Annotated in this window: 21 protein-coding genes; 11 read left to right on the top strand and 10 right to left on the bottom strand. The window is 41.3% G+C overall.

Translation table 11 applies throughout. The features are described from left to right. Positions 1 to 32: 32 nt before the first annotated feature. Entirely contained in the window at positions 33 to 914 is an 882-nt protein-coding gene (locus H8B21_RS00730; protein ID WP_190311886.1) for a pirin family protein, read from the top strand. A gap of 5 nt (positions 915 to 919) precedes the next feature. Here H8B21_RS00730 and H8B21_RS00725 read toward each other — a convergent pair whose 3' ends face one another. Together H8B21_RS00725 and H8B21_RS00720 are read right to left on the bottom strand one after the other, a co-directional pair. Next, entirely contained in the window at positions 920 to 1,531 is a 612-nt protein-coding gene (locus H8B21_RS00725; protein WP_190311885.1) for a response regulator, read from the bottom strand. Continuing rightward, complete coding sequence (locus H8B21_RS00720; RefSeq protein WP_190311884.1) at positions 1,524 to 3,500, bottom strand: tetratricopeptide repeat protein; 1,977 nt, start codon at positions 3,498 to 3,500, stop codon at positions 1,524 to 1,526. The genes H8B21_RS00725 and H8B21_RS00720 overlap by 8 nt, the downstream gene beginning before the upstream one ends. Before the next feature lie 207 nt (positions 3,501 to 3,707). Between H8B21_RS00720 and H8B21_RS00715 the strand changes: the two genes are divergently transcribed. The 5 genes from H8B21_RS00715 to H8B21_RS00695 all read left to right on the top strand — a co-directional run bounded on the left by H8B21_RS00715 (position 3,708) and on the right by H8B21_RS00695 (position 7,950). After that, positions 3,708 to 4,706: a vWA domain-containing protein gene (locus H8B21_RS00715; protein ID WP_190311883.1), complete on the top strand. Its 999-nt coding sequence runs from the start codon at positions 3,708 to 3,710 to the stop codon at positions 4,704 to 4,706. A gap of 29 nt (positions 4,707 to 4,735) precedes the next feature. After that, complete coding sequence (locus H8B21_RS00710) at positions 4,736 to 5,509, top strand: carboxypeptidase-like regulatory domain-containing protein (protein WP_190311882.1); 774 nt, start codon at positions 4,736 to 4,738, stop codon at positions 5,507 to 5,509. 12 nt (positions 5,510 to 5,521) lie between these two features. After that, positions 5,522 to 6,337: a hypothetical protein gene (locus H8B21_RS00705; protein WP_190311881.1), complete on the top strand. Its 816-nt coding sequence runs from the start codon at positions 5,522 to 5,524 to the stop codon at positions 6,335 to 6,337. A 140-nt stretch (positions 6,338 to 6,477) separates the two neighbouring features. Continuing rightward, positions 6,478 to 7,335, top strand: a complete 858-nt coding sequence (locus tag H8B21_RS00700) for a collagen-like domain-containing protein (RefSeq protein WP_190311880.1) — start codon at positions 6,478 to 6,480, stop codon at positions 7,333 to 7,335. Positions 7,336 to 7,407: 72 nt separating this feature from the next. Beyond that, on the top strand, positions 7,408 to 7,950 hold the full coding sequence (locus tag H8B21_RS00695; RefSeq protein WP_190311879.1) for a hypothetical protein: 543 nt from the start codon (positions 7,408 to 7,410) through the stop codon (positions 7,948 to 7,950). Positions 7,951 to 8,023: 73 nt separating this feature from the next. Here the strand turns inward: H8B21_RS00695 and rpsA are convergent, their stop codons facing one another. The 4 genes from rpsA to H8B21_RS00675 all read right to left on the bottom strand — a co-directional run bounded on the left by rpsA (position 8,024) and on the right by H8B21_RS00675 (position 12,281). Beyond that, positions 8,024 to 9,958 (bottom strand): 30S ribosomal protein S1, encoded by a 1,935-nt coding sequence (gene rpsA / locus H8B21_RS00690; protein WP_190311878.1) that lies wholly within the window; start codon positions 9,956 to 9,958, stop codon positions 8,024 to 8,026. 71 nt (positions 9,959 to 10,029) lie between these two features. Continuing rightward, the gene (locus H8B21_RS00685) at positions 10,030 to 10,440 is read right to left on the bottom strand and encodes an acyl-CoA thioesterase (protein ID WP_190311877.1); all 411 of its coding nucleotides are present in this window, start codon (positions 10,438 to 10,440) and stop codon (positions 10,030 to 10,032) included. 11 nt (positions 10,441 to 10,451) lie between these two features. Further along, positions 10,452 to 11,495, bottom strand: a complete 1,044-nt coding sequence (gene mltG / locus H8B21_RS00680; protein ID WP_190311876.1) for an endolytic transglycosylase MltG — start codon at positions 11,493 to 11,495, stop codon at positions 10,452 to 10,454. Between the two features lie 6 nt (positions 11,496 to 11,501). After that, complete coding sequence (locus H8B21_RS00675) at positions 11,502 to 12,281, bottom strand: PASTA domain-containing protein (protein ID WP_190311875.1); 780 nt, start codon at positions 12,279 to 12,281, stop codon at positions 11,502 to 11,504. A gap of 225 nt (positions 12,282 to 12,506) precedes the next feature. On the opposite strand from H8B21_RS00675, the gene H8B21_RS00670 reads away from it, so the two are divergent. Further along, a complete protein-coding gene (locus H8B21_RS00670; protein WP_190311874.1) occupies positions 12,507 to 13,529 on the top strand; it encodes a D-alanine--D-alanine ligase family protein in 1,023 nt (340 codons plus the stop codon). Here H8B21_RS00670 and H8B21_RS00665 read toward each other — a convergent pair. Together H8B21_RS00665 and H8B21_RS00660 are read right to left on the bottom strand one after the other, a co-directional pair. Further along, a complete protein-coding gene (locus tag H8B21_RS00665) occupies positions 13,498 to 13,995 on the bottom strand; it encodes a dihydrofolate reductase (RefSeq protein WP_190311873.1) in 498 nt (165 codons plus the stop codon). The two genes, H8B21_RS00670 and H8B21_RS00665, sit on opposite strands and share 32 nt — an antisense overlap. A 17-nt stretch (positions 13,996 to 14,012) precedes the next feature. Beyond that, complete coding sequence (locus H8B21_RS00660; protein WP_190311872.1) at positions 14,013 to 14,834, bottom strand: thymidylate synthase; 822 nt, start codon at positions 14,832 to 14,834, stop codon at positions 14,013 to 14,015. 136 nt (positions 14,835 to 14,970) lie between these two features. Here H8B21_RS00660 and H8B21_RS00655 point away from each other — a divergent pair, with 136 nt between their 5' ends. Continuing rightward, the gene (locus tag H8B21_RS00655; RefSeq protein ID WP_190311871.1) at positions 14,971 to 15,894 is read left to right on the top strand and encodes an alpha/beta hydrolase; all 924 of its coding nucleotides are present in this window, start codon (positions 14,971 to 14,973) and stop codon (positions 15,892 to 15,894) included. Between the two features lie 106 nt (positions 15,895 to 16,000). Further along, complete coding sequence (mtaB, locus tag H8B21_RS00650) at positions 16,001 to 17,323, top strand: tRNA (N(6)-L-threonylcarbamoyladenosine(37)-C(2))-methylthiotransferase MtaB (protein ID WP_190311870.1); 1,323 nt, start codon at positions 16,001 to 16,003, stop codon at positions 17,321 to 17,323. A 6-nt stretch (positions 17,324 to 17,329) separates the two neighbouring features. Here mtaB and H8B21_RS00645 read toward each other — a convergent pair whose 3' ends face one another. Then, positions 17,330 to 18,223, bottom strand: a complete 894-nt coding sequence (locus H8B21_RS00645; RefSeq protein WP_190311869.1) for an EamA family transporter — start codon at positions 18,221 to 18,223, stop codon at positions 17,330 to 17,332. 70 nt (positions 18,224 to 18,293) lie between these two features. On the opposite strand from H8B21_RS00645, the gene H8B21_RS00640 reads away from it, so the two are divergent. Then, positions 18,294 to 18,890, top strand: coding sequence for a C40 family peptidase (locus tag H8B21_RS00640; RefSeq protein ID WP_223814762.1), 597 nt, complete (start codon positions 18,294 to 18,296; stop codon positions 18,888 to 18,890). Between the two features lie 89 nt (positions 18,891 to 18,979). Then, positions 18,980 to 19,480 carry a hypothetical protein gene (locus H8B21_RS00635; RefSeq protein WP_223814761.1) on the top strand — a complete coding sequence of 167 codons (501 nt, stop codon included), beginning with the start codon at positions 18,980 to 18,982 and terminating at the stop codon, positions 19,478 to 19,480. Between the two features lie 205 nt (positions 19,481 to 19,685). On the opposite strand, the gene H8B21_RS00630 is transcribed toward H8B21_RS00635, so the two are convergent. Beyond that, positions 19,686 to 21,020, bottom strand: coding sequence for a mechanosensitive ion channel family protein (locus H8B21_RS00630; protein WP_190311868.1), 1,335 nt, complete (start codon positions 21,018 to 21,020; stop codon positions 19,686 to 19,688). Positions 21,021 to 21,033: the final 13 nt, after the last annotated feature.

The following is a 21,033-nucleotide window of genomic DNA, read 5'->3' as shown; positions in this document are numbered from 1 at the left end:
TTGTAACTTGTTTCCAACTTTAATTATCCGCTATGTCAAACATTGATTTTATCCACGAAGAGAAGGCCGCAGATATCGGGAATTTTTTAGTCGGCAGATTATTGCCTTTTCGTCAGAAACGTTCTATCGGTCCTTTTGTGTTTATCGACCATATGGGACCAGCATGCCTCGCTGATTACGAAAATCTAGATGTTCCACCACATCCGCATATCGGGCTATCCACCTTGACCTATTTGTTTGAGGGGGCTATTATGCATCGTGATAGTATGGGGACAGAAGTAGAAATACAGCCCGGCGCAGTAAACTGGATGACAGCGGGAAAAGGCGTGGCGCATTCGGAGCGTACACCGGAATATTTGCGACGGCGGGATAAATCGTTGCACGGATTACAGATATGGGTGGCATTGCCTAAATCATTAGAATTTATGGAACCGGAGTTTTTTCACATCGAAGTAACCGACATCCCGGATTGGGAGGAGGACGGCGTACAATATAAGCTAATTGCCGGTGAAGCTTTCGGAAAGAAGTCTACTGTTCCCATTTACTCTCCATTGTATATGATCGAGATAAAAACTAAAGAAGAAAAACTTATCGATATTGGTACACATTTGTTTGGAGAAAGTGGTCTTTACATACTGGAAGGTGAGATAGAGAACCAAGGACATACGTATGGAGCTAAGCAGATTTTAATTACCAAGGACGCCCATCTATGCTCCTTTACGATGAAGCCGAATACAACAGTTTATATCTTTGGGGGAGAACCCTTTCCAGAGGAGCGATTTATATTTTGGAATTTTGTGGCGACGAGCAAAGACATTATAGAAAAAGCAAAAGATGATTGGCGAAACCATCGTTTTCCGAAAGTGACTGGGGATGATGGTTATGTGCCGTTGCCCGAAACAAGATTACGCTAAAGATACTATATTAATTTCTGTTCGATAGCCATTTTTACTAATACAGCTGTATTTTTTGCACCTAGCTTCAACAGGAGATTTTTTCTATAACCTCGGATCGTTTCGGGACTTAGGAAAATCTGCTCTGCAATCTCCGTATTGGTCAGACCTTCCGAAATGAGAAGAAGTAGTTCGCGCTCGCGGGGGCTTAACCAGATGTTTTTTTCAGCAGGACGCTTCATCAACAGATCTACTTCGTGACATAAAAACGTTTCTCCGGCGGCAACGGCTTCTATTCCTGCCATAACTTCATCCGCCATAGCATTCTTAATCAGATAGCCGGAAGCGCCGTTATCTAGCATTTGCCGAACAATAGCATACTCATTGTGCGTAGTTAGAGCCAGGACGCTGATTTCGGGAAATTGTTCTTTTATCTCCTTGCAAAAATCTAGTCCGCTAATATCAGGTAGTCCGACATCCAACAATAAAACATCTGGTTTCCAGAAGCCGAGGGAAAGTCGACACTCCGCCGCACTATGTGCTACGCCAACTACGGTTGCTATGGTTGATTCGGCGATGAGGCTCCGTAATCCTTCCGTTAAGATTTTGTGATCATCTACGATAGCTACGTTAATCATTTTTATCTTCTTTTTTGAAATCAATTTCCACGTGGATTTCGGTACCTTGTTGGGACGAATATATATTCATCTTGCCTTGGAAAGCATCCACACGTTGCCGCACATTCTGTAACCCCATACCTTCTGTAACCCATTCTTGATCAAACCCGATCCCGTCATCCTGCACGGTGAAGGATATGCGGTCTTCCTCCTGCACCAATTGTACATTAATATGTTTTGCTTGGGCGTGTTTGAGCGCGTTGTTGACCAATTCATGGATACAACGATAGATCATGATCTCCATTTTTTCCGACAGGCGGGTTTCATCACCAAAATAATGAAAGTCGGCAATGGGGGTCGCGGAACAGAAATCAGTTAGCGAAGCTTTTAATCCATAACGTAGCAACGACTCCGGCATCATGTGATGCGCCACACGACGCAGCTCCTGTATGGAATCGTCTAACATGCCGATGGCTTTCTGGAAACGGGATACATCAATGGTTTCCAATATGGCTGCTTCGCCCTTCATCTGGGGTAAGTTGAATTTCACCAGCGACAACATGCTGCCCAATCCATCATGCAGGTCTTTTGCCAAACGCGTTCGCTCGGCGGTTTCGCCATCTAAAGTAGCCTGCACTGCTACCAATTGTTTTTCCTGCTCCAACCGTTGCGCTTCTTCTTCGGCAAGTTTTCGCTTATTTACAGCTAGTCGGTAACGGATATAGGCAAAGGCGAGGGCAATGAGTAAAATAATGGCACCAGCAATACCCAGCCAGATATAAAGTTGATGTTGCTTTTCCAATGCGGCTATCTTGAGTTCTTTTTTTTCGGTTTGATACTCCATTTCGAGAAATGCGAGATGCTGTTGGTTGTTTTCGTTAAACAGTGTATCCCGTAGCCAATACGCAGAATCGAGATAATGGTAGGCCATTTGATAATTTGTCTGATGAGCGTTTGTCCTTGCAAGAAGTGACCAGCCGAGCTCTTCATAACTCCGCGCCTGTAGTTTTTTTGCTAAACCCAAAGATTCTTCGGCAGCTTTATGCGCTTTATTAAACTGTCCATTCGCATAATACGCTTCGGCAATGATATTTGTGGATTGCATCACTACCCATTCATTTCCAGCTTGTCTAGCTAAATCGATAGCAATTTTTATTACGGGAATAGCTTGCTCAAACTCGCCTTGATAAGTATGGAGAACACCATAATTGTAATAATACAGCAATTGGTGATGTTTATAGTTGTTTTTCTCCGCGATCTGTTGCATTTCGTTGAGGAGAGTAACGATTTCCTCCGGATCTGCTTGATCTGTTCTCGCATAGTCAACCAGCACACTTACCAAAGACAGAATGCCCGTAGCAATCATAAATTCATCCTTATTCTTTCGGGCTATCTTCACACACTCGCGAGCGTACATTTCTGCCCGTTTATTATCCTCGCCATATAATATTCCCGCTAGATTATTCAATGTCTTGGAGCGGCTTACTTCATTCCCTGTTTGATCAAATAAACGTAGCGCTTCAGTATATTCTTCTACAGCGCCCAGATAATCTCCTTGTTTTTGTTTGATAGCTCCGTAATTCAGACGGAGGATACTGCTTTCATCCACGGCTTCTTTGGTATTTAATGCCGTATATATACTGTCTGCAAGACCATAATAGTAGTATGCAGAGTCAAAGTGATGCCTGGCATCGTTATAATAAGCTCCTAAAAGACGATAACTATTTCCTAACCGTAAGGGATCTCGTTGTTTTTTTGAAAAGTAGACCGCTTGTTTCGCCGCATTGAAAGCTTGATCCGGATCGCTAAATATAGCTGTCTTGCTGCTACGAATGAGAGAATCTATATTGACTTTTCCGCTTTTGTCCGTGTATTTCAATATTAAGGAATCTACCGTCTGTGCACGTAAATTGTAGGGAACGCTAAGCGCTATTAAGAGAGATAGAAACGACCACAATCCGTATGTCTTTTTATATACATGTCTTTTCATAACGCTATCTATAAAGATTTATCAATCTGTGTTAGTTATTACGATAACAAAGGTAATGCATTTATTTCCAATAAAAACCCCCTTTTGGGGGTAAGGCCGAAGGGAAGGCAACTGTAACTTTGCTTTTACAATATGAAGAAAATGTAAGTGTGTTGCTACACGCTTCATGAAAAACAAAACAGCATTATAAACTAAATAATAAAGAAAATGAAAACAAGTATTAAAATTTTATCGATGGTAGCCTTGATGGGACTATTCCTCTTCGGCTGTAAAAAAGGGGATGATACGCCACCAATTATCGAACCTTTAGACGACAATTCACTACCTTCGGCGGCTATCCTTCGTGTTGCTGTCGTGGAAAAAACCAACGAACGGTTAAAATTCCGGATGGATCTGGCCGTGTTCAGGGATTCCGAGAACATCGAGGACAATCTGAAAGTCGAGCATTTCCGCATCGATAGCTTAGCGTTTCGCGGCTTTGATTTCGGTTTTTCTAACAATCTCGCCAACTTGATAAAAGGAACAGGAGCTCGTCCTTATTCCGCCTTGATGCTGATGGACCAGAGTGGCAGTATCAGTTCGACTGACCGGGATGATTACCGTTTGGAGGCATCCAAGATTTTTACCTTAAATTTAGGGGCCGGCAATGATGTAGCCTTATGGTCTTTTGCCGGTTCTACGTATACTTCTTTAGTCGATTTTACAACGGATACCGCAAAAGTAATCCAGGAGATAGAGAAATTGCGTGGAGGGGAGGGAGGAGGGACGCCGCTGTACCCATCCCAGTACGAAGCTATCACCTACACAAAAAATAATTCTACGAAATCCAATAAAGCCGTTTTAACATTTACAGATGGACAAGGAAGCGGTTCTTCTGATAATGTTGTATCGCATGCGCTGAACAATGGCGTGACCTTGTATAATATAGGATTAGGAGACGTGAATACGGCACATTTACAGCAACAGGCGATAGCCACGAATGGTGCCTTTATGTATGCGAAAGACGCCCGGCAACTGATCAGCATTTTTGGTAATCTGGGTAAGCTATTGGCGAATACTGCAACGTATTATCAAACCGAATGGACAATAAGCAGTGCAGATGCAAAGGACTTTTTCCAAGGGAATGGAGAAATAGCCCATGAAATAACGATTAGCTTTCCTTTCGGTGGTGAAATCAAGGTACCTTTTCGTGTCGTGTATCAATAACAGACAGGCTTACCTAAAACATTAAAACAATGAAAGCAATAAAGAAATTTCTCATTATCGGCATGGTATTGTTTGCCATTTTATCCTGCTCCAAAGACGGCGAAAATGGCAATGGAGAACCGAAAGCAGAGAAAGGCTATGCTACCGGCAAGATAGTGGATACACAGGGAAATCCCATTGCGGGGGCAAAGATATACCTGGATAATGCAGCTTTCCACGATTCTTATATCAACGGCACTACCGATGAGAAGGGTATGTATAAGATTAAGGTACATCAAGGCGCTTGGGTAGCGTATGCCAATTTCAAAAAAGAATACAATGGAAAAACGTATTCTATACAGGCGTATCCCGACAACACGGATGCTTTAACAGAAGATGGTGGCGTGCGCAACTTCACCTGGAAATTGGAGGGTATTGATCCCGATGATGATTATTTCTATGGCGGGCGGGTGACGGTACACTCGGCCAATGATTTTTGGGAGAATGACGAAGATATTGAGCTGACTTTTACGCCAAGCGGCCCGATGATTGACGGTTCCGAGGGTAAAAAACTCGTATTAAGGTACGGTGAACGTTATTGGGAAAAATACGGCTATATAGAAGATATTCCAGTAGGACGCTATATCGTGACAGCCGTATTAAAAAAATCAAGTGGCGAAGTCCCACTCGCCATTCAGAACTGGTACACTAAAGGAGATTTCTTGTCAGAATTTCAATTGGATTTTATACCGGACAATTCAGATTTCCGGCCGAGAACGGCAACAGCTATTGTCGTCGGTTATGATCCTAATTATATATTTTAAAATTTATACGTGATGAAAATGATAATTCAAAAAATAATCGGAAAATTATTGGTGACGTTATTGGTAGCGGTTATCCTAATAGGGTTACTCGTTATAGCATCAGTTTTGACCTCCTGCTCCAAAGACAGCAACAATGACGGAATGTTAGATGGAGATAAACTGCTCCTCACCGAATCGAAAGTAGACGGCAAATTGCGGGCGCGTTATGATTACGATGCGCGGAACAGGCTCGTTAAACTGTTTACACACAATGATGTAGGTACTCTCCAAACGACCATAACATATATCTATGATAATAACAGTCATTTAACCTGGATGGAGATGGTCAATTCGGATGGGGAGATTGAATATAATGAGGCCTATACGTATGAAAACGGTAACCGCCCGGTTTCTTCGAAAACCGTATTTGGACAGGATATAGAAAACGCGATCATCACAACTTATACGTATGCCGAAAATAAAGTGGTAGAAACGGCCAATATTCCCGGTGGATATACGTCAGAAATAACATATACAACAGATGATAAAGGAAATCTATTATCTATAGAAACTTCTTCCCAAGGGCAGTGGGCATCGACTACGTTGTTCGGAGATTATGATAATAAGCATGCCGCAGGTAGGATAGGAAATCCCTATAATTGGAAATTCAATAGTCCAAATAACCATCAATCGGAAAAGACAACAGCATCTTATGACGCCGGTAATAGAGACAGGATACTAAAATATACATATAACGACGATGGTTATCCTACAAAAATGGAAATCTATAACCGAGAAGACAATGCGCTGGTAGAAACACATACATACAGCTATAAAGCAGCTAATTAGAAAAACAGGCAGTAAGCCGTAAGTTTCGAGTCGTTCTTCATCGATTAGTTAAAATTAAACTGCCTGTTAGGTTAAACTCGGACTTACGGTTTTTAAAGAAATAGAAGAAGCAATAAGGATTTATAACAAATAATAACGAAATGAAAAAATCAATTTTTATGCTGATGAGCGTGTTTATCCTCGGTTTATCAGCTTGTGAAAAAGGGGGAGACGGAGAAGCGGGGCCACAGGGCGAAAGAGGAGAGCAGGGTATAGCAGGTGTTGACGGGACAAAGATTCTTTCTGGAACGGCCGTTCCTGCTGCGAATCTGGGTGCAATCGGTGATTTCTATCTGCGCACGAGTAATTCCGTGCTTTATGGTCCTAAGGCAAACGATGGTTGGGGCGCGGGAGTCTCCTTGAAAGGTACAAACGGCGCAACCGGACCAAAAGGAGCCGATGGTACAAAGCTTCTCAGTGGGACGGCTGCTCCGACTACGTCTCAGGGGGTAAATGGCGATTTTTACTTCCAAACCTCCACCGGGGTATTGTTTGGCCCTAAAACCAGCGGTGGCTGGGGAACCGGCACAAGCTTGAAAGGTCCGAAAGGAGATAAGGGCGATAAAGGAGACAAAGGCGATACTGGAAATGCGAATGTAAAAGTTTATGAAATTGGTAGGAGAGTTTTTACGGGGTCGTTTGATATTGATCTGCCTATCGACTATAATGATGCCATAAAACTAAATATGCTGGTCTATGCACAATACGGAAACCCAATATATCAAGTTCCCTTTAGGCAGCCAAATTTTATGGTGGTATATTCAACCTATCCATACAATGGTAAGTTTCGGGTCAGTCTCTATGTAAGAAACCCAAGTACTTATGCACTACATCCTAATCAGATGGTTTTTCCGCTTACGCGGATCGTTTTCATCGAAGCTAGCGATGTTACGAAAATAGCATCGAGTGGAGTAGATCTTACCGATTATAACCAGGTTAAAGCCGCATTGAAGTTCTAAGCATAACATAATTCAGGGCATAAAAAAACAAACCCACATAGAGACAGATAATTAACACAAATAATAATTACAATGATGAAAAAATCAATCTTTATTCTTCTGGCAATTTTTACTGCCGCAGCTGCCCAAGCGCAGCCTTTTCAAAAAGGGACAACCACGGCTAATGTCGGTGTCGGTTTAGGAACTGCACTCGGCGGGCTTGGTAAGGCGCGTCCGGCCATCAGTGCATCCATTGACCACGGGGTTTGGGACGTCGGCGGACCGGGGATTATCAGTTTAGGCGGTTATGTCGGTAATACCGGCTACAAGTATACGAGCGGAAGCTATACTTCTAAATGGAATTACATCGTGGTGGGTGCACGCGGAGCCTATCATTATAACGGCTTTACCTCGGTTCCTAAGTTAGATGTATATGGTGGTGCGATGCTCGGCTATAATATCGTTAAATATTCATCCGATGGTGATGATATGAATATGGCGAACAGTTATGGAAGTGGTATGGGGTTTAGCGGATTTTTAGGTAGTCGGTGGTTCTTCAGTGATAGCATGGGAGCCTATGCCGAATTAGGATATGGCGTGTCTGTGTTGAATGCTGGTTTAACGTTCAAATTTTAGAAGGCAACAATACAAAAGCAAAAGCCCCGATGGATGTCCATCGGGGCTTTATGGTATTTAGCAAAACCTAAAATTATTTAGATTTCTTTTCGTCACCTTCCATTTGCTCTTTCAATTGAGCAAGAACATCTAAATCACCTAAAGTAGATTTCTCAACAGAGTCTTTTACTTTTTTCACAGCGGAATTAGCGGCTTTTGCTTCTTTTTTACGGTTATTGAATTCTTCGATACGAGCTTCTGATTTTTTGTCTTCCCAGATACGTGAGTGAGAGATAACCAAACGCTTGTTCTCTTTGTTGAACTCAATAATTTTGAACTCAGCAACTTCGTCAACTTTCAATGGGTTACCGTCTTCTTTGATAGAGTGTTTGTTAGGGCAGAAGCCTTCAACACCATATTGTAATGCAACGATATCACCTTTGTCACCAACTTTGATTACAGTACCTTCGTGGATAGAACCTTCTGTAAAGATGGTTTCAAAAGTATCCCACGGGTTTTCTTCCAATTGTTTGTGTCCTAAAGAAAGTTTGCGGTTTTCTTCGTCAAGTTCCAAAACAACAACCTCTAATGTTTCACCTACTTTAGTGAATTCGTTAGGATGGTTGATTTTCTTAGACCAAGAAAGGTCAGAGATATGGATCAATCCATCGATACCGTCTTCCAATTCAACAAACACACCGAAGTTTGTCATGTTTTTAACAACAGCAGATTGTTTGGAACCAATTGGATAACGCTCGGTGATGTTTTTCCATGGGTCAGGAGTCAATTGTTTGATACCTAGACTCATTTTACGCTCTTCACGGTCTAATGTTAAGATTTCAGCCTCAATTTCGTCTCCTACTTTCAAGAATTCTTGTGGAGAACGTAGGTTTTGAGACCAAGACATTTCCGATACGTGAATTAAACCTTCTACACCAGGGATAATTTCAAGGAATGCACCGTAGTCAGCTACAGTAACGATTTTTCCTTTTACTTTAGAACCTACTGCTAGGTCTTTGTCTAAAGATTCCCAAGGATGCTCTGATAATTGTTTAAGACCTAAAGCAATACGTTTTTTCTCATCGTCAAAGTCTAATACAACAACGTTAATTGTTTGGTCTAAAGCCAATACTTCTTTCGGGTGCTCAATACGGCCCCAAGAAATATCTGTAATGTGAAGTAAACCGTCAACACCACCTAAATCGATAAATACACCGAAGTCTGTGATGTTTTTAACAGTACCTTCCAATACTTGTCCTTTTTCCAATTTCGCAACGATTTCAGATTTTTGGTTTTCTAAATCGTCTTCAATTAGTACTTTGTGTGATACAACGACGTTTTTAAATTCGTGGTTAATCTTAACCACTTTAAATTCCATTGTTTTACCAACGTACACGTCGTAATCACGGATAGGCTTGATGTCGATTTGTGAACCAGGTAAGAAAGCTTCTACACCTTTGATGTCCACAATTAAACCACCTTTCGTACGTGATTTAACGAAACCATCGATAATAGCATCATTTTCCAATGCTTCATTGATAGCTTCCCAAGATTTTTGTGTTTTAGCACGTTTGCGTGACAATACCAACTGACCATTTGCATCCTCTTGTGATTCTACAAATACGTCAACTTTGTCACCAACTTTCAAGTCAGGTAAGTCGCGGAACTCAGATGATGCTACAAGACCGTCTGATTTGAAGCCTACGTTCAATACAACATCTTTATTATTGATAGATACTACAGTACCTTCAATAATTTCACCCTGGTTGATCTGATTGAACGTTCCAGCGTACTGCTCTTCTAATTTAGCACGCTCTGTGTCACTGTAGTTACCGAACGCTTTTTCATCTAAATCCCAGTCGAAGTCACCTTCCGGTGTGTTCCATGTAGTAGATTTGATGTCGTCGATTAATTTTGAATCTGCTTCAGACTCGATTTGTTCAGTGTCTTTCACTACTTTAGTGTCAGCACCTTGTAGCTCTGCGTTTTTCGCCGCTAACTCTTTTTCTGCTTCTTGTTTTTTTGCCATTAATTATTAATTCTCCTTTTCCCTGCGTTGCAGGGACTGCAAAGATACGAAAAACTTTTATTTACAATAGATTATATTGAAAAAAAAGCCTCCATCTTGTCCTGGAAAATTTTGGGGGCTCGACATGGCCTGTTCTTTTCCATATCCACAAATACAAGTTGGGTATAACCCGTATTCAGCAGTACCCCATCCTGGTTATATATCTCGTACTCAAACTTAATACGTATCACCGGTTTTTCTTTAATATAGGTTTTGACCGTAATCAAGTCGTCATATCGAGCGGGTTGATAATATTTACAAACCAAATCGGTAACAGGTAGCATAACACCGATATCCTCTAATTCTTTATAGGAAATTCCAGTGCTACGCAGCATTTCCGTACGGGCTACTTCATAAAATGATGCATAATTTCCATAATATACATACCCCATTTGGTCGGTCTCGGCATAGCGTATACGTAATGTGGTTTCGTGTGTAAACATGTTCGTTTCTTCTATCTCATAATATTCCGTTCAGTCAGCGCCCGTTGAAACTTTCGTGCATTTACTAAATGTTCTGCCTGTGTTCTGGCAAAATTATGGTAACCGGAAAAATCATCCTTGGCACACATATAAATGTAATCATGCTTCTTGTGATCAAGGACCGCATCGATAGATGCGATGCTGGGAAGCATAATCGGTCCCGGGGGCAGTCCTTTATACCGATACGTATTGTATGGATTGTCGATGGTGAGATGCCTATTTAATACGCGTCGAATGGTAAAATCATTATTGGCAAAGATTACTGTCGGATCTGCTTGTAATAACATTCCTTTTTCCAGACGATTGAGATATAGCCCGGCGATATCCGGCATCTCATCGGTGTGTAATGCTTCTCCTTTAACAATAGAAGCTAGCACACTGACTTCCTGAGGTGTTAGATTAAGAGCTGCAGCTTTCTCCTTGCGTTCGGTTGTCCAAAACTTGTTGTATTCGTCATGAAAACGTGCGACGATTTTGTTTGGCGGGGTATTCCAATATATCTCATAGGTGTTCGGGATAAACATGGTAAAGAAGTTGTCCTCCGTAAAACCATACGATTCGGCAACCTCTTCGTTATCGAGGATCTCGATAAAAGTGGTCGAATCCGCTTCAAAGTTTTTACCAAGCAAAGCTGCGAAGTTCTCTTTAAGACGAAGATTTTCAAACCTGAATTTGACTGCCTCTTGATAACCTCCTCTAAGATTGCCTATCAAGCGCCTGTTGGACATGCCTTCGGTAAGCTTGTAACGTCCGGGTTTCACACTTTCCGGATATTCCATAGCTTCTGCTATGTAACGGAAAAAAGCCGGATTCTTGACGATCTGTTGTTCGGTAACTGTACGTATAACATCTTCGAAGGTATCATCTGTTTTTATATAGAGATATTCCTGTTTGTCTGTGACGCTTGGTCCCATAAAAGCTTGGTAACCTATCCATGCGGCTACGGCACCTAAAACCAATAATAGGAGGAGTATAATTTTGAATACTTTCCGAAAACTTCTTCTTTTTTCCGTCATGTTTCTTTAATTAGGTAACGAAGTGGGTAAAGAATTAGATAACGTTACGTTTACTGAGCTACCTAAGCTTATAAATCCTGCTGTACTATCCGGCTGCTGGGAAATGATTGTTGTCGATAATGAGTCGGTAATCGTTCCAGAATACGTGATATCACCTAAGTTCAACCCTACACCAGAAAGCGCAAAACGAGCTTCTCTCAGTGATAATCCAATAAGATTAGGCACTTCAACATCGTCTGCTCCCTGTCCATTACCCAATACAAGTGTTATCTGCGACCCTTTTGGAATAAGTCTTCCGGCCTTTAACGGCTGGCCGCCAAATTTGACATCTAATACAACATCTCGTGCAATATCCGCGATATATATGGTGTCAGCTATTTTAAGAGATTGGTTTCTCAAAATTGCAGATGCTTCTATCCACGTTTTTTCAATGATGTCTGGGAAGGCTACCTCCGGTGGCGTTTCAGTGATAATGGTCAGATAAATTGTCCTTCCGGTTTTTACCTGTGATTTAGGATCTGGATCTTGTTCGATGACCAGTCCCGGTTGTGCGTCCATCTGATACACATAGTCGATTGAATATTCTAAATCCGCTTTCTCGAGCGTCTTAACCGCATCATCAATGTGTAGACCCTTTACCTGTGGTACTTCGATCGAAACACCATGCTTTGTATACCATTTGAGTCCGAAGAAAACACCTAAAAATAACAGCGCAAGTGCGATCAAGGCACCAATTAAGTTTTTTCTAAACGTATCTGTTCGCAGATACAGCAATAATTTCGACATCTATTGTTTTTATAATAATAACCAGGGGGCGAAAAGTCTTTGCAAAGCAATGTACTAGTCGGACGCCCTCCGAACTTTCTATATAATAGACAAAATTATTCTTTTTTCGCCGTAACACAAGTTATATTTGTTCTCGTTTAACATTAATTAAGAAGTTAATAGGGTTGATAAAGTGAACCCTATAACGATATCAACGTATATGAGCCTTATTAACGATAACACCATATGAAAAAAAAAATAGCTTTAATTACCGGAGGTTACACCGGAGAGGCAGAGGTTTCCTTTAAGAGTGCTGCATTTGTACAGGAACAACTCGACAAGCAAAAATACGATATATACCCAATAACGATTACGTTGGATACTTGGTTTCACGTGACGGAGACAGGTATTAAAATTCCAGTAAATAGAGAGAATTTTTCGTTGGATATCGATGGCCATATTTTGACGTTTGATGTCGCCTTTATCATTTTACATGGTTCGCCGGGCGAAGACGGGCGGTTGCAGGGATATCTCGATATGATTGGGATACCGTATACTTCCTGCGGCGCATTGACATCTGCGTTAACCATGAATAAGGAATACACCAAAGCCGTTATAGCCGGTATCCAGGATCTCTACGTGGCAAAATCTGTTTTGCTATTTGGAGCGGATCGAAAAGAAGCTGCGGAGATCGTGCAACAAAATCTAACTTTGCCTTATTTTGTAAAACCCAACGCCGGTGGAAGTAGTATAGGAATGTCAAAAGTGAAAGCGTTATCAGAACTACAAGAAGCATTGGATAAAGCTTTTGATGCTGCAAATACGGGCTGTCAGGTTCTTGTCGAAGAATTTGTAACAGGTCGTGAATTTTCTCAGGGCATTTTTCGAAATGCAAAAGGAGAGCTGGTGGTATTGCCCGCTACGGAGGTTCGTACTACGCGTGAGTTTTTTGATTTCGAGGCAAAGTATGTGGCAGGCTTAACGGAAGAGATCACACCTGCGGACTTAACAGAGGAGCAGAAAGAAAGAGCTTCCGGGATTATTCGGGATATCTATGTCCGTTTGGATTGCAAGGGTATGGTACGCGTCGACTTCTTTTTAGAAACCGGTACAGATAAGTTTTACTTTATTGAAATCAACACTATCCCGGGGCAGACACCACAAAGTTTTATTCCGCAGCAAGTCCGTGCTGCGGGCATGAAAGAAAGCGATTTTTATGCAGAGTTAATTGAGGCGGCTATATTGCCCGCTCCCAAACTTCAAAGGTGAAATCGTAGGCATGTCGGTCATCCTGTGCATGCCTGTCTTCGCTGACCTTCTTCCATTCGTTTGCAGGAAGCTCCGGGAAATAGGCATCTCCATCCAACGTGGTGTGTACCCGTGTTAATAATATCTCTTGAGCGAACGGAAGCGCCTGTTGATATATTTTGGCACCGCCAATGATGAAGATTTCTCTTTCATCACGACAATACGTGAGTACCTCGTCGATCGAGTTGGCCACATCAACATCTTCCGCTGACCAGTTCAAATCTCTTGTCAGAACAATGTTGCGTCGTTGTGGTAGCGGCTTTCCAATGGATTCATACGTTTTCCGGCCCATTACAACAGAATGGTCTAACGTATGCTGTTTGAAATATTTAAAATCATCGGGGAGATGCCACAACATCTGATTGTTTTTACCAATAGCATTATTCTCGGCTGCAGCTACAACTAGTGTTATTTTTAGATTGCTCATCTTTAGATAATTACAAATTAAACGGCCACCGGTGCTTTGATATGAGGGTGAAACTCGTAATTTTCCAATTCAAAATCTTCAAACTTAAAATCGAAAATATTTTTTACATCCGGATTTATTTTCATGGTAGGCAGCGGTTTCGGTTCCCTGCTTAACTGCAATTCCGTTTGCTCAAAATGATTACTGTATATATGGGCGTCTCCTAGTGTGTGGACAAAATCGCCAACCCCCATGTCACATACTTGGGCAACCATCATGGTTAGTAAGGCGTATGATGCGATATTGAAAGGTACACCTAAGAAAATATCAGCACTTCGCTGGTAAAGTTGGCAAGAAAGCTGTGGTTTCATTATACCCTTTTCAGGTTGCGCAGGCGCAACATAAAATTGGAAAAAAGCGTGACAGGGCGGAAGTGCCATGTTCTCTATTTCCGCAACATTCCATGCAGACACGATAATCCGGCGAGAGTCGGGTGATTTTTTAAGCTGCTCCATAACCTGCGTTATCTGGTCGATATTGCGGCCATCCGGTGTCGGCCAAGAACGCCATTGCGAACCATATACAGGGCCTAAATTACCATTTTCATCAGCCCATTCATCCCAAATACTCACTCCGTTCTCTTTTAAATATTTGATATTTGTATCACCTTTTAAGAACCAGATCAGTTCGTGTATGATAGAACGAAGATGTAGTTTTTTCGTAGTAACCAATGGAAAACCATCGTTTAGGTTGAAACGCATCTGGTAACCAAATACACTGCGTGTGCCTGTACCTGTGCGATCCATCTTATCAACCCCATTTTCATAAACATGCGTCAGTAAATCCAGATATTGTTTCATAAAAGAAATGCCTAAAAAGTGCAGCTACGAAGATACTTGTTTCTATGTATATGACAAAAAATAAAACGAAACCAATAACATCTTGGTGGCTCGATTCTTGAGACTTATGTACTAACCTGTACAGAAAGGAGGACCCATGTCGCGGAAATTATTAGAGAAAGTAATATTGTTGTTCCTTACCATTGCAATGGTTGCCTGTGAAAAAGAACCCGGCGAACACGAAAAATATGAGGTAGAGGTATTGACAAATATCTCTTACGGAAATCATGAACGTCAAGTGATGGACTTGTATCTACCAAAAGGAAGGTCTTCGGCCAATACAAATGTCGTGGTAGTCATTCACGGCGGAGGATTCGTGGCAGGAGATAAATCCTATTTCAGCGAAGTATCAACGAAACTGGCTGAAAAAGGATTTGCCATTGCTAATATAAACTATCGCTTCGTAGATATCACAGGGTTATTGGACAATCCGCCAAAACATCAACCAAGCGCGATCACCATCCATCACCAAGTGGAAGATGTACATGCAGCCATTCAAGTGGCTTTGGCCAGAAGCGAAGAATTCGCTACGGGCAATAGCAAGTGGTACATTGCCGGACACAGTGCCGGGGCGACATTGGCAATGCTTTATGCCTATGGGGAAAATAATGAAGATGGTCTGATAAAAGCGGTAGCAAACTGGGCCGGCGCAACAACGTTTGCTTTTAATGACGAATCCGAAACCGATCAGCTCGACCCTCGGTTTCGCGAATTGTTCTTTCGGTTGATTGGGGCAGAAGCCACAAATGAAAATAAATTGGCTTACATGGCTGCAAGTCCATATTGGGTGGCTTACAATAACGAGGGAATACCTACTATTAACATCAGGCCGGACGATAACACCGTCGGTGATTTACCCGATGTGAGCGACGTACAATACAAAAAAATGACAGATATGCTGAACGGAAAAGAGGTTGTAAGCAAGTATGTAATAGTTTCAGGTGCGTCACATGGATTCAGCGAACCCGGAAAATGGGACGAAGTGCTGTCGAATACGGTTGCCTTTTTCAACGAACATTAGCAGTTTGTAACTAAAAATAACGAAAATCGCTTATCGATTCCATTAAATTAGAAGCATTCTTGGATAAAAAGAACAATATAATTTTTTGTACTTTTGCAAGATTATCATGAACAAAAAAGTAGCTTTTTATACGTTAGGATGTAAACTGAATTATTCAGAAACATCTTCTATCGGCAGGATTTTCAAAGAAGCAGGCTATGAAACCACTCCGTTTAATAGCCAGGCAGATGTATATGTTATCAATACCTGTTCGGTGACTGACCATGCGGATAAGAAGTGCCGTAAGGTCGTGAAAGAAGCACTAAAGCATTCTCCAAATGCCTATATTACCATCGTGGGATGCTATGCCCAGTTAAAGCCAAGGGAGATAGCTGAAATCCCGGGCGTGGATATGGTATTGGGGGCTGCGGAGAAGTTTAATATTATCGAACATATCAACGACCTAACGAAACAGGAAAAAGCTGTTGTTCATAACGCACCCATAGACGAAACACATCAGTTTGTTTCTGCTTATTCCATAGGCGATCGCACCCGTACCTTCTTGAAAGTACAGGATGGCTGCGATTACTCGTGTACATTCTGTACGATTCCATTAGCACGGGGAGCAAGCCGTTCAGGAAAGATTGAAGATATCGTAAGGCAAGCGGAAGAGATTGCGGTGTCGGGCGTTAAAGAGATTGTGTTGACAGGCGTTAATATTGGCGACTTTGGGATACGGGATGGCAAAAGGCAAGACCGTTTCTTAGATTTGGTGAAAGCGTTGGACGAAGTCGAGGGTATAGATCGCATACGTATTTCCTCTATTGAGCCGAACCTGCTTGCGAATGAAATCATAGAATTTGTTGCACAATCTAAAAGATTTGTGCCGCATTTCCACATGCCGTTACAGTCGGGAAGTAATAAAGTATTGGGGAAAATGCGCCGGCGTTACAAACGTGAGCTTTACGCAGAACGTGTAGCGAAGATAAAATCGTTGATGCCCGATTGTTGTATAGGTGTCGATGTTATCGTGGGGTTTCCCGGCGAGACGCGTGAAGATTTTCTCGATACGTATAATTTCTTAAATGAAATGGATATTTCCTATTTGCATGTCTTTACATATTCAGAAAGGGAAAATACGATTGCTGCACAGATGGAAGGAGCGGTTCCAGGAGCACAACGTAGCGACAGAAGTAAAATGTTACATATCCTTTCGGAGAAAAAGAGGCGCGCGTTTTATGAAAAGCAGCTCGGTAAAATCGGCGAAGTGCTTTTTGAGAGCGATGTTAAAGACGGTTATATGCATGGCTTCTCGAAAAATTATGTGAAAGTACGCTCATTGTATGACCCGTTACTCGTCAACGAAATGGTACCGGTCAAATTCACAGCTATCACGGAACAATGCGAGGTGGAAATCGAAGAATTACCTGAATTTTTGGTACATTCATAAGATTACCTAACGTTTACGGATATTGAGTAGAATGACCACCACCAATATACCGGCTACCCCTATAAATTGCCATATAGACACATGTTCCTTTAATACAATATAGGACATACATACGGCTACAGGCAGTTCAATGTAACTCAATATATTTCCGAGCGATACGCCTGTTTTGGGGATTCCATAAGAGAATAAAAGAGGAGGTAGGACTGTCCCAAAAACCGAAAGTAACAATCCATAACGCCATAGGGAAGAAAAAACTGAAGGCTTAAAAAGGCTAAACGGTTGTAACACAATAAAAACCAAGAGAAACGCCCCGATAATCATGTAGGCACTTTTTTGGAGAGGGGGATGATCGTTGCCAACACGGCCACTCACGATAATAAATATAGCGTATGCGGTTGCAGCAAGAAGTCCATAGCCAATACCTACGATGTTAATCGATTTGACGTCATTTTCTAACAAACCTGTCGCAAGAACCGTACTTGCTAAGATGGCAACAACACCAATGGTTTGCCGTCGCGTAAGCTTTGTTTTGAAGAAAATAAATTCGATCAGTTGTCCAATCCAGATATATTGCATTAAGAGAATGATAGCCAAGGAGGCGGGTACGAGTTGTACACTTTTGTAATACAAAATACTGACTGCACCGGTGGATAGCCCGCTGACGATGATGTGCCATTTCGGTGAGATAGAAGGATATTTGGAAAAGTAGCTTTTATTGGCGATGAATATGATTCCGACGACTATCCACAAGAACAACATGCCAAAAAGCGCCTGGATACCTGTCACTTCGCCCAGCGTGAAACCTTGTGCATAGGCTTTTTTCACAAAGGTCGATAATATGCCGAAACTGGCGGCGCCTAATACAACAGCAATAATGCCTTTTACTTGTTCCCTGTCCATTCTGGCGCGCAAGATACAAAATCATTTCTCCAAACTTTGTTAAACGCATTCTGATGTTTATTTTTGTGCTATGCAACACCGATCATATAAGTATATCACGCTATTATCATGGGTTATGGCCGTTTTTCTATTGGCGTCTTGCGGGGCTAAAAGAAAAGTGCTCCATGGAAATCGCTCACATCATGGCACAACCAATACCGGCATCCCTACAGATGCAAGTGATGCACGTGGTAAATCGGTATCTGGTTCTGGAATAGATAATTATGCTGCTATATTAGGCGTTTCTGCACATGATTTGGATAACAAATCGCTTTATTCTTTCATCGATAAATGGTTGGGTAGTCCGCATCGCCTCGGCGGTACGCAACCTTCAGGAATAGATTGTTCTGGCTTTGTGGGAATTTTATACAGAGAGGTATATGGTAAAAATTTACCGCGGAGTTCGCGGGATATGGGCGACCATGTGAAAAGAAAATATGAAAGACAATTAAAGGAGGGGGATTTAGTATTTTTCTCCTTTGGAGGAAGAAACATAGACCATGTAGGTGTGTATCTGCATAATAATAAATTTGTACATGTGTCGACACGGAGAGGCGTAATTATTTCCGACATCAAAGACAATTGGTATTACAAATACTTTGTACGTGCCGGTACGCCAAAAATCTAACATTCAAATTACAATACCTTTTAATAACCCATATACTTTCCTGTTTAAGTTCAGTCGTAATGTGTATTTTTGCGACAAATTGATTTGTCATGAGTAGAAGATCGAAGACCATCTTTTTGGCACTGTGTATTATCGGTTCTTTTTTTATCTATTGTGTTTATTATTATTCCAACATGGTAAAGAATGCACCTTTTCGTTATTCAGATTTCGAATATATTTCCATTCAATACGGTTTACGAGATTCGATGCTGAACAGCTACCATTCGGCAACGCAGGATTATCAATATCTCAATCGTGATAATGAAATCGTTAAAAAGAAATTGAAGCTGACGAGCGATGATTTACTTTTCCTACACCGGAAAGCGATGGAAATGGGATTTTGGAATGTAGATAATGATATGACAACACCTAGAGCAGATTCGCTCGAAGGACGTATGGTACCGCGTTACAGCCTTGAATATAAATACAAGGAAAAAGGAAAGACCGTTACGATGGATGCAGATTACCCCGGAAATCCAAAAATGATGGACGCTGCTAAAACAACGATCGAAACAGTTTTGGAGCGGATAAATATCGCGAATGCACGGTAGAAAAAAAGCAACAATATTACTTTTTTAACATAAAGCTAATTATCACTTCACATTAAAAGTTCACCTTTGTGATGAGTAATTTTTGTTCGTCATTAATGTGTAATTAATGGTTAGTGTTTATGTTCAGGCTTGTTGTGAAATATGCCGAAAGCAAAAGGGTTGTCCTGTCAAGACAACCCTTTTTGCTTTCAAATATTTTACAAAGTTAATTATCCGCTGATCTTTGTCCGGCCGATATAAGATTTCCTTCTGCAAGGAGATGGCGCAGATCATCAGAAGCTGGAAGTTCAAAGACCTCGAGGTGGAAGTATTTAATTGCTGCGAATAAATGATCAAACAAATCGGACATGACATCCTCAAAAAATCCCCAATTTGTGCCGTTGGTAAACATATAAAGCTCCAGTGGTAAGCCGTGTTCCTTAGGGTCTAGTTGACGAACCATAAGGGTCATGGCTTGATGTATGTTCGGATTATGTTTGGCATAGGCTAAAATATAAGCTCTAAATAAACCCACATTAGTCATCCGCCGGCCGTTCACTAACACAGAACTGTCTACCTGTTCCTGACTATTGTATTCGTCTATTTCCTTTTGTCGCTTATCGATATATGGTAACAAGAGTTTAATTTTTTTCAATTCATCGATCTCTTGTTCTGTTAGATATCTGATGGTAGATATCTTAATATGGATTGAACGCTTAATACGTCGACCGCCCGAATCTTGCATGCCTCTGTAATTCTTAAACGAATCACTCAGCAGTGTATAGGTAGGGATTGTTACTATCGTCTTATCAAAATTTTGAATTTTGACATTGTTTAAGTTGATCTCCAGTATATCACCATCTACTCCGTATTTCGACATCTCAATCCAATCGCCGACACGAACGGAATCATTAGCCGATACTTGTATACTCGCTACAAAACCGAGGATAGTGTCCTTAAACACCAACATGAGGATAGCAGATGCAGCACCTAACGAAACGAGGAATGACCACGGTGAATTACCTGTCAGTATGGAAACGATGAGCGTACCGATAACAAAAATCAAAAATATCTGTACAACTTGCAGATAACTATCAAGTGGTTTGTCTACAAAAGCTTTCGATGTACGCAAAATATCCCGCCCGGTCTTCAATAAGCTGTTGATAAATGCGTATACGGATAAAATAACAACAATATTTAGAAATTTATTAAGACCCGTTGTAAAATTTGGAAACCCAACAAAGATGAATGGTATCATTTGTTGTGCAATAATAACGAGAATTAATAAGCTAAGTTTATTTAATACTTTGTTTTTCAGTAGAAAATCGTCCCAGTTTGTCTTTGTTTTCTTGATAATCTTTGTTAAAACGGAATTGAAGATAGCGCTGATGATAAAGTTGACTATATACAGTATTCCAAAAGCGACGACAAGTAGACTGGCGGAGGTAACGATATGGGCAAGTTTGTCGGATACTCCAGCGTTTTGGATGACGTTAAATGTCCAATCGTAAAGTGCACTGGTTTGCTGTGCGGCAATGTTAATAATGTCTGTTTTTTCCATATTAACAGACAAA

The organism is Sphingobacterium chuzhouense (assembly GCF_014692525.1).
Classification (GTDB): Bacteria; Bacteroidota; Bacteroidia; order Sphingobacteriales; family Sphingobacteriaceae; genus Sphingobacterium; species Sphingobacterium chuzhouense.
This window is presented reverse-complemented; position numbering and strand designations above follow the sequence as displayed.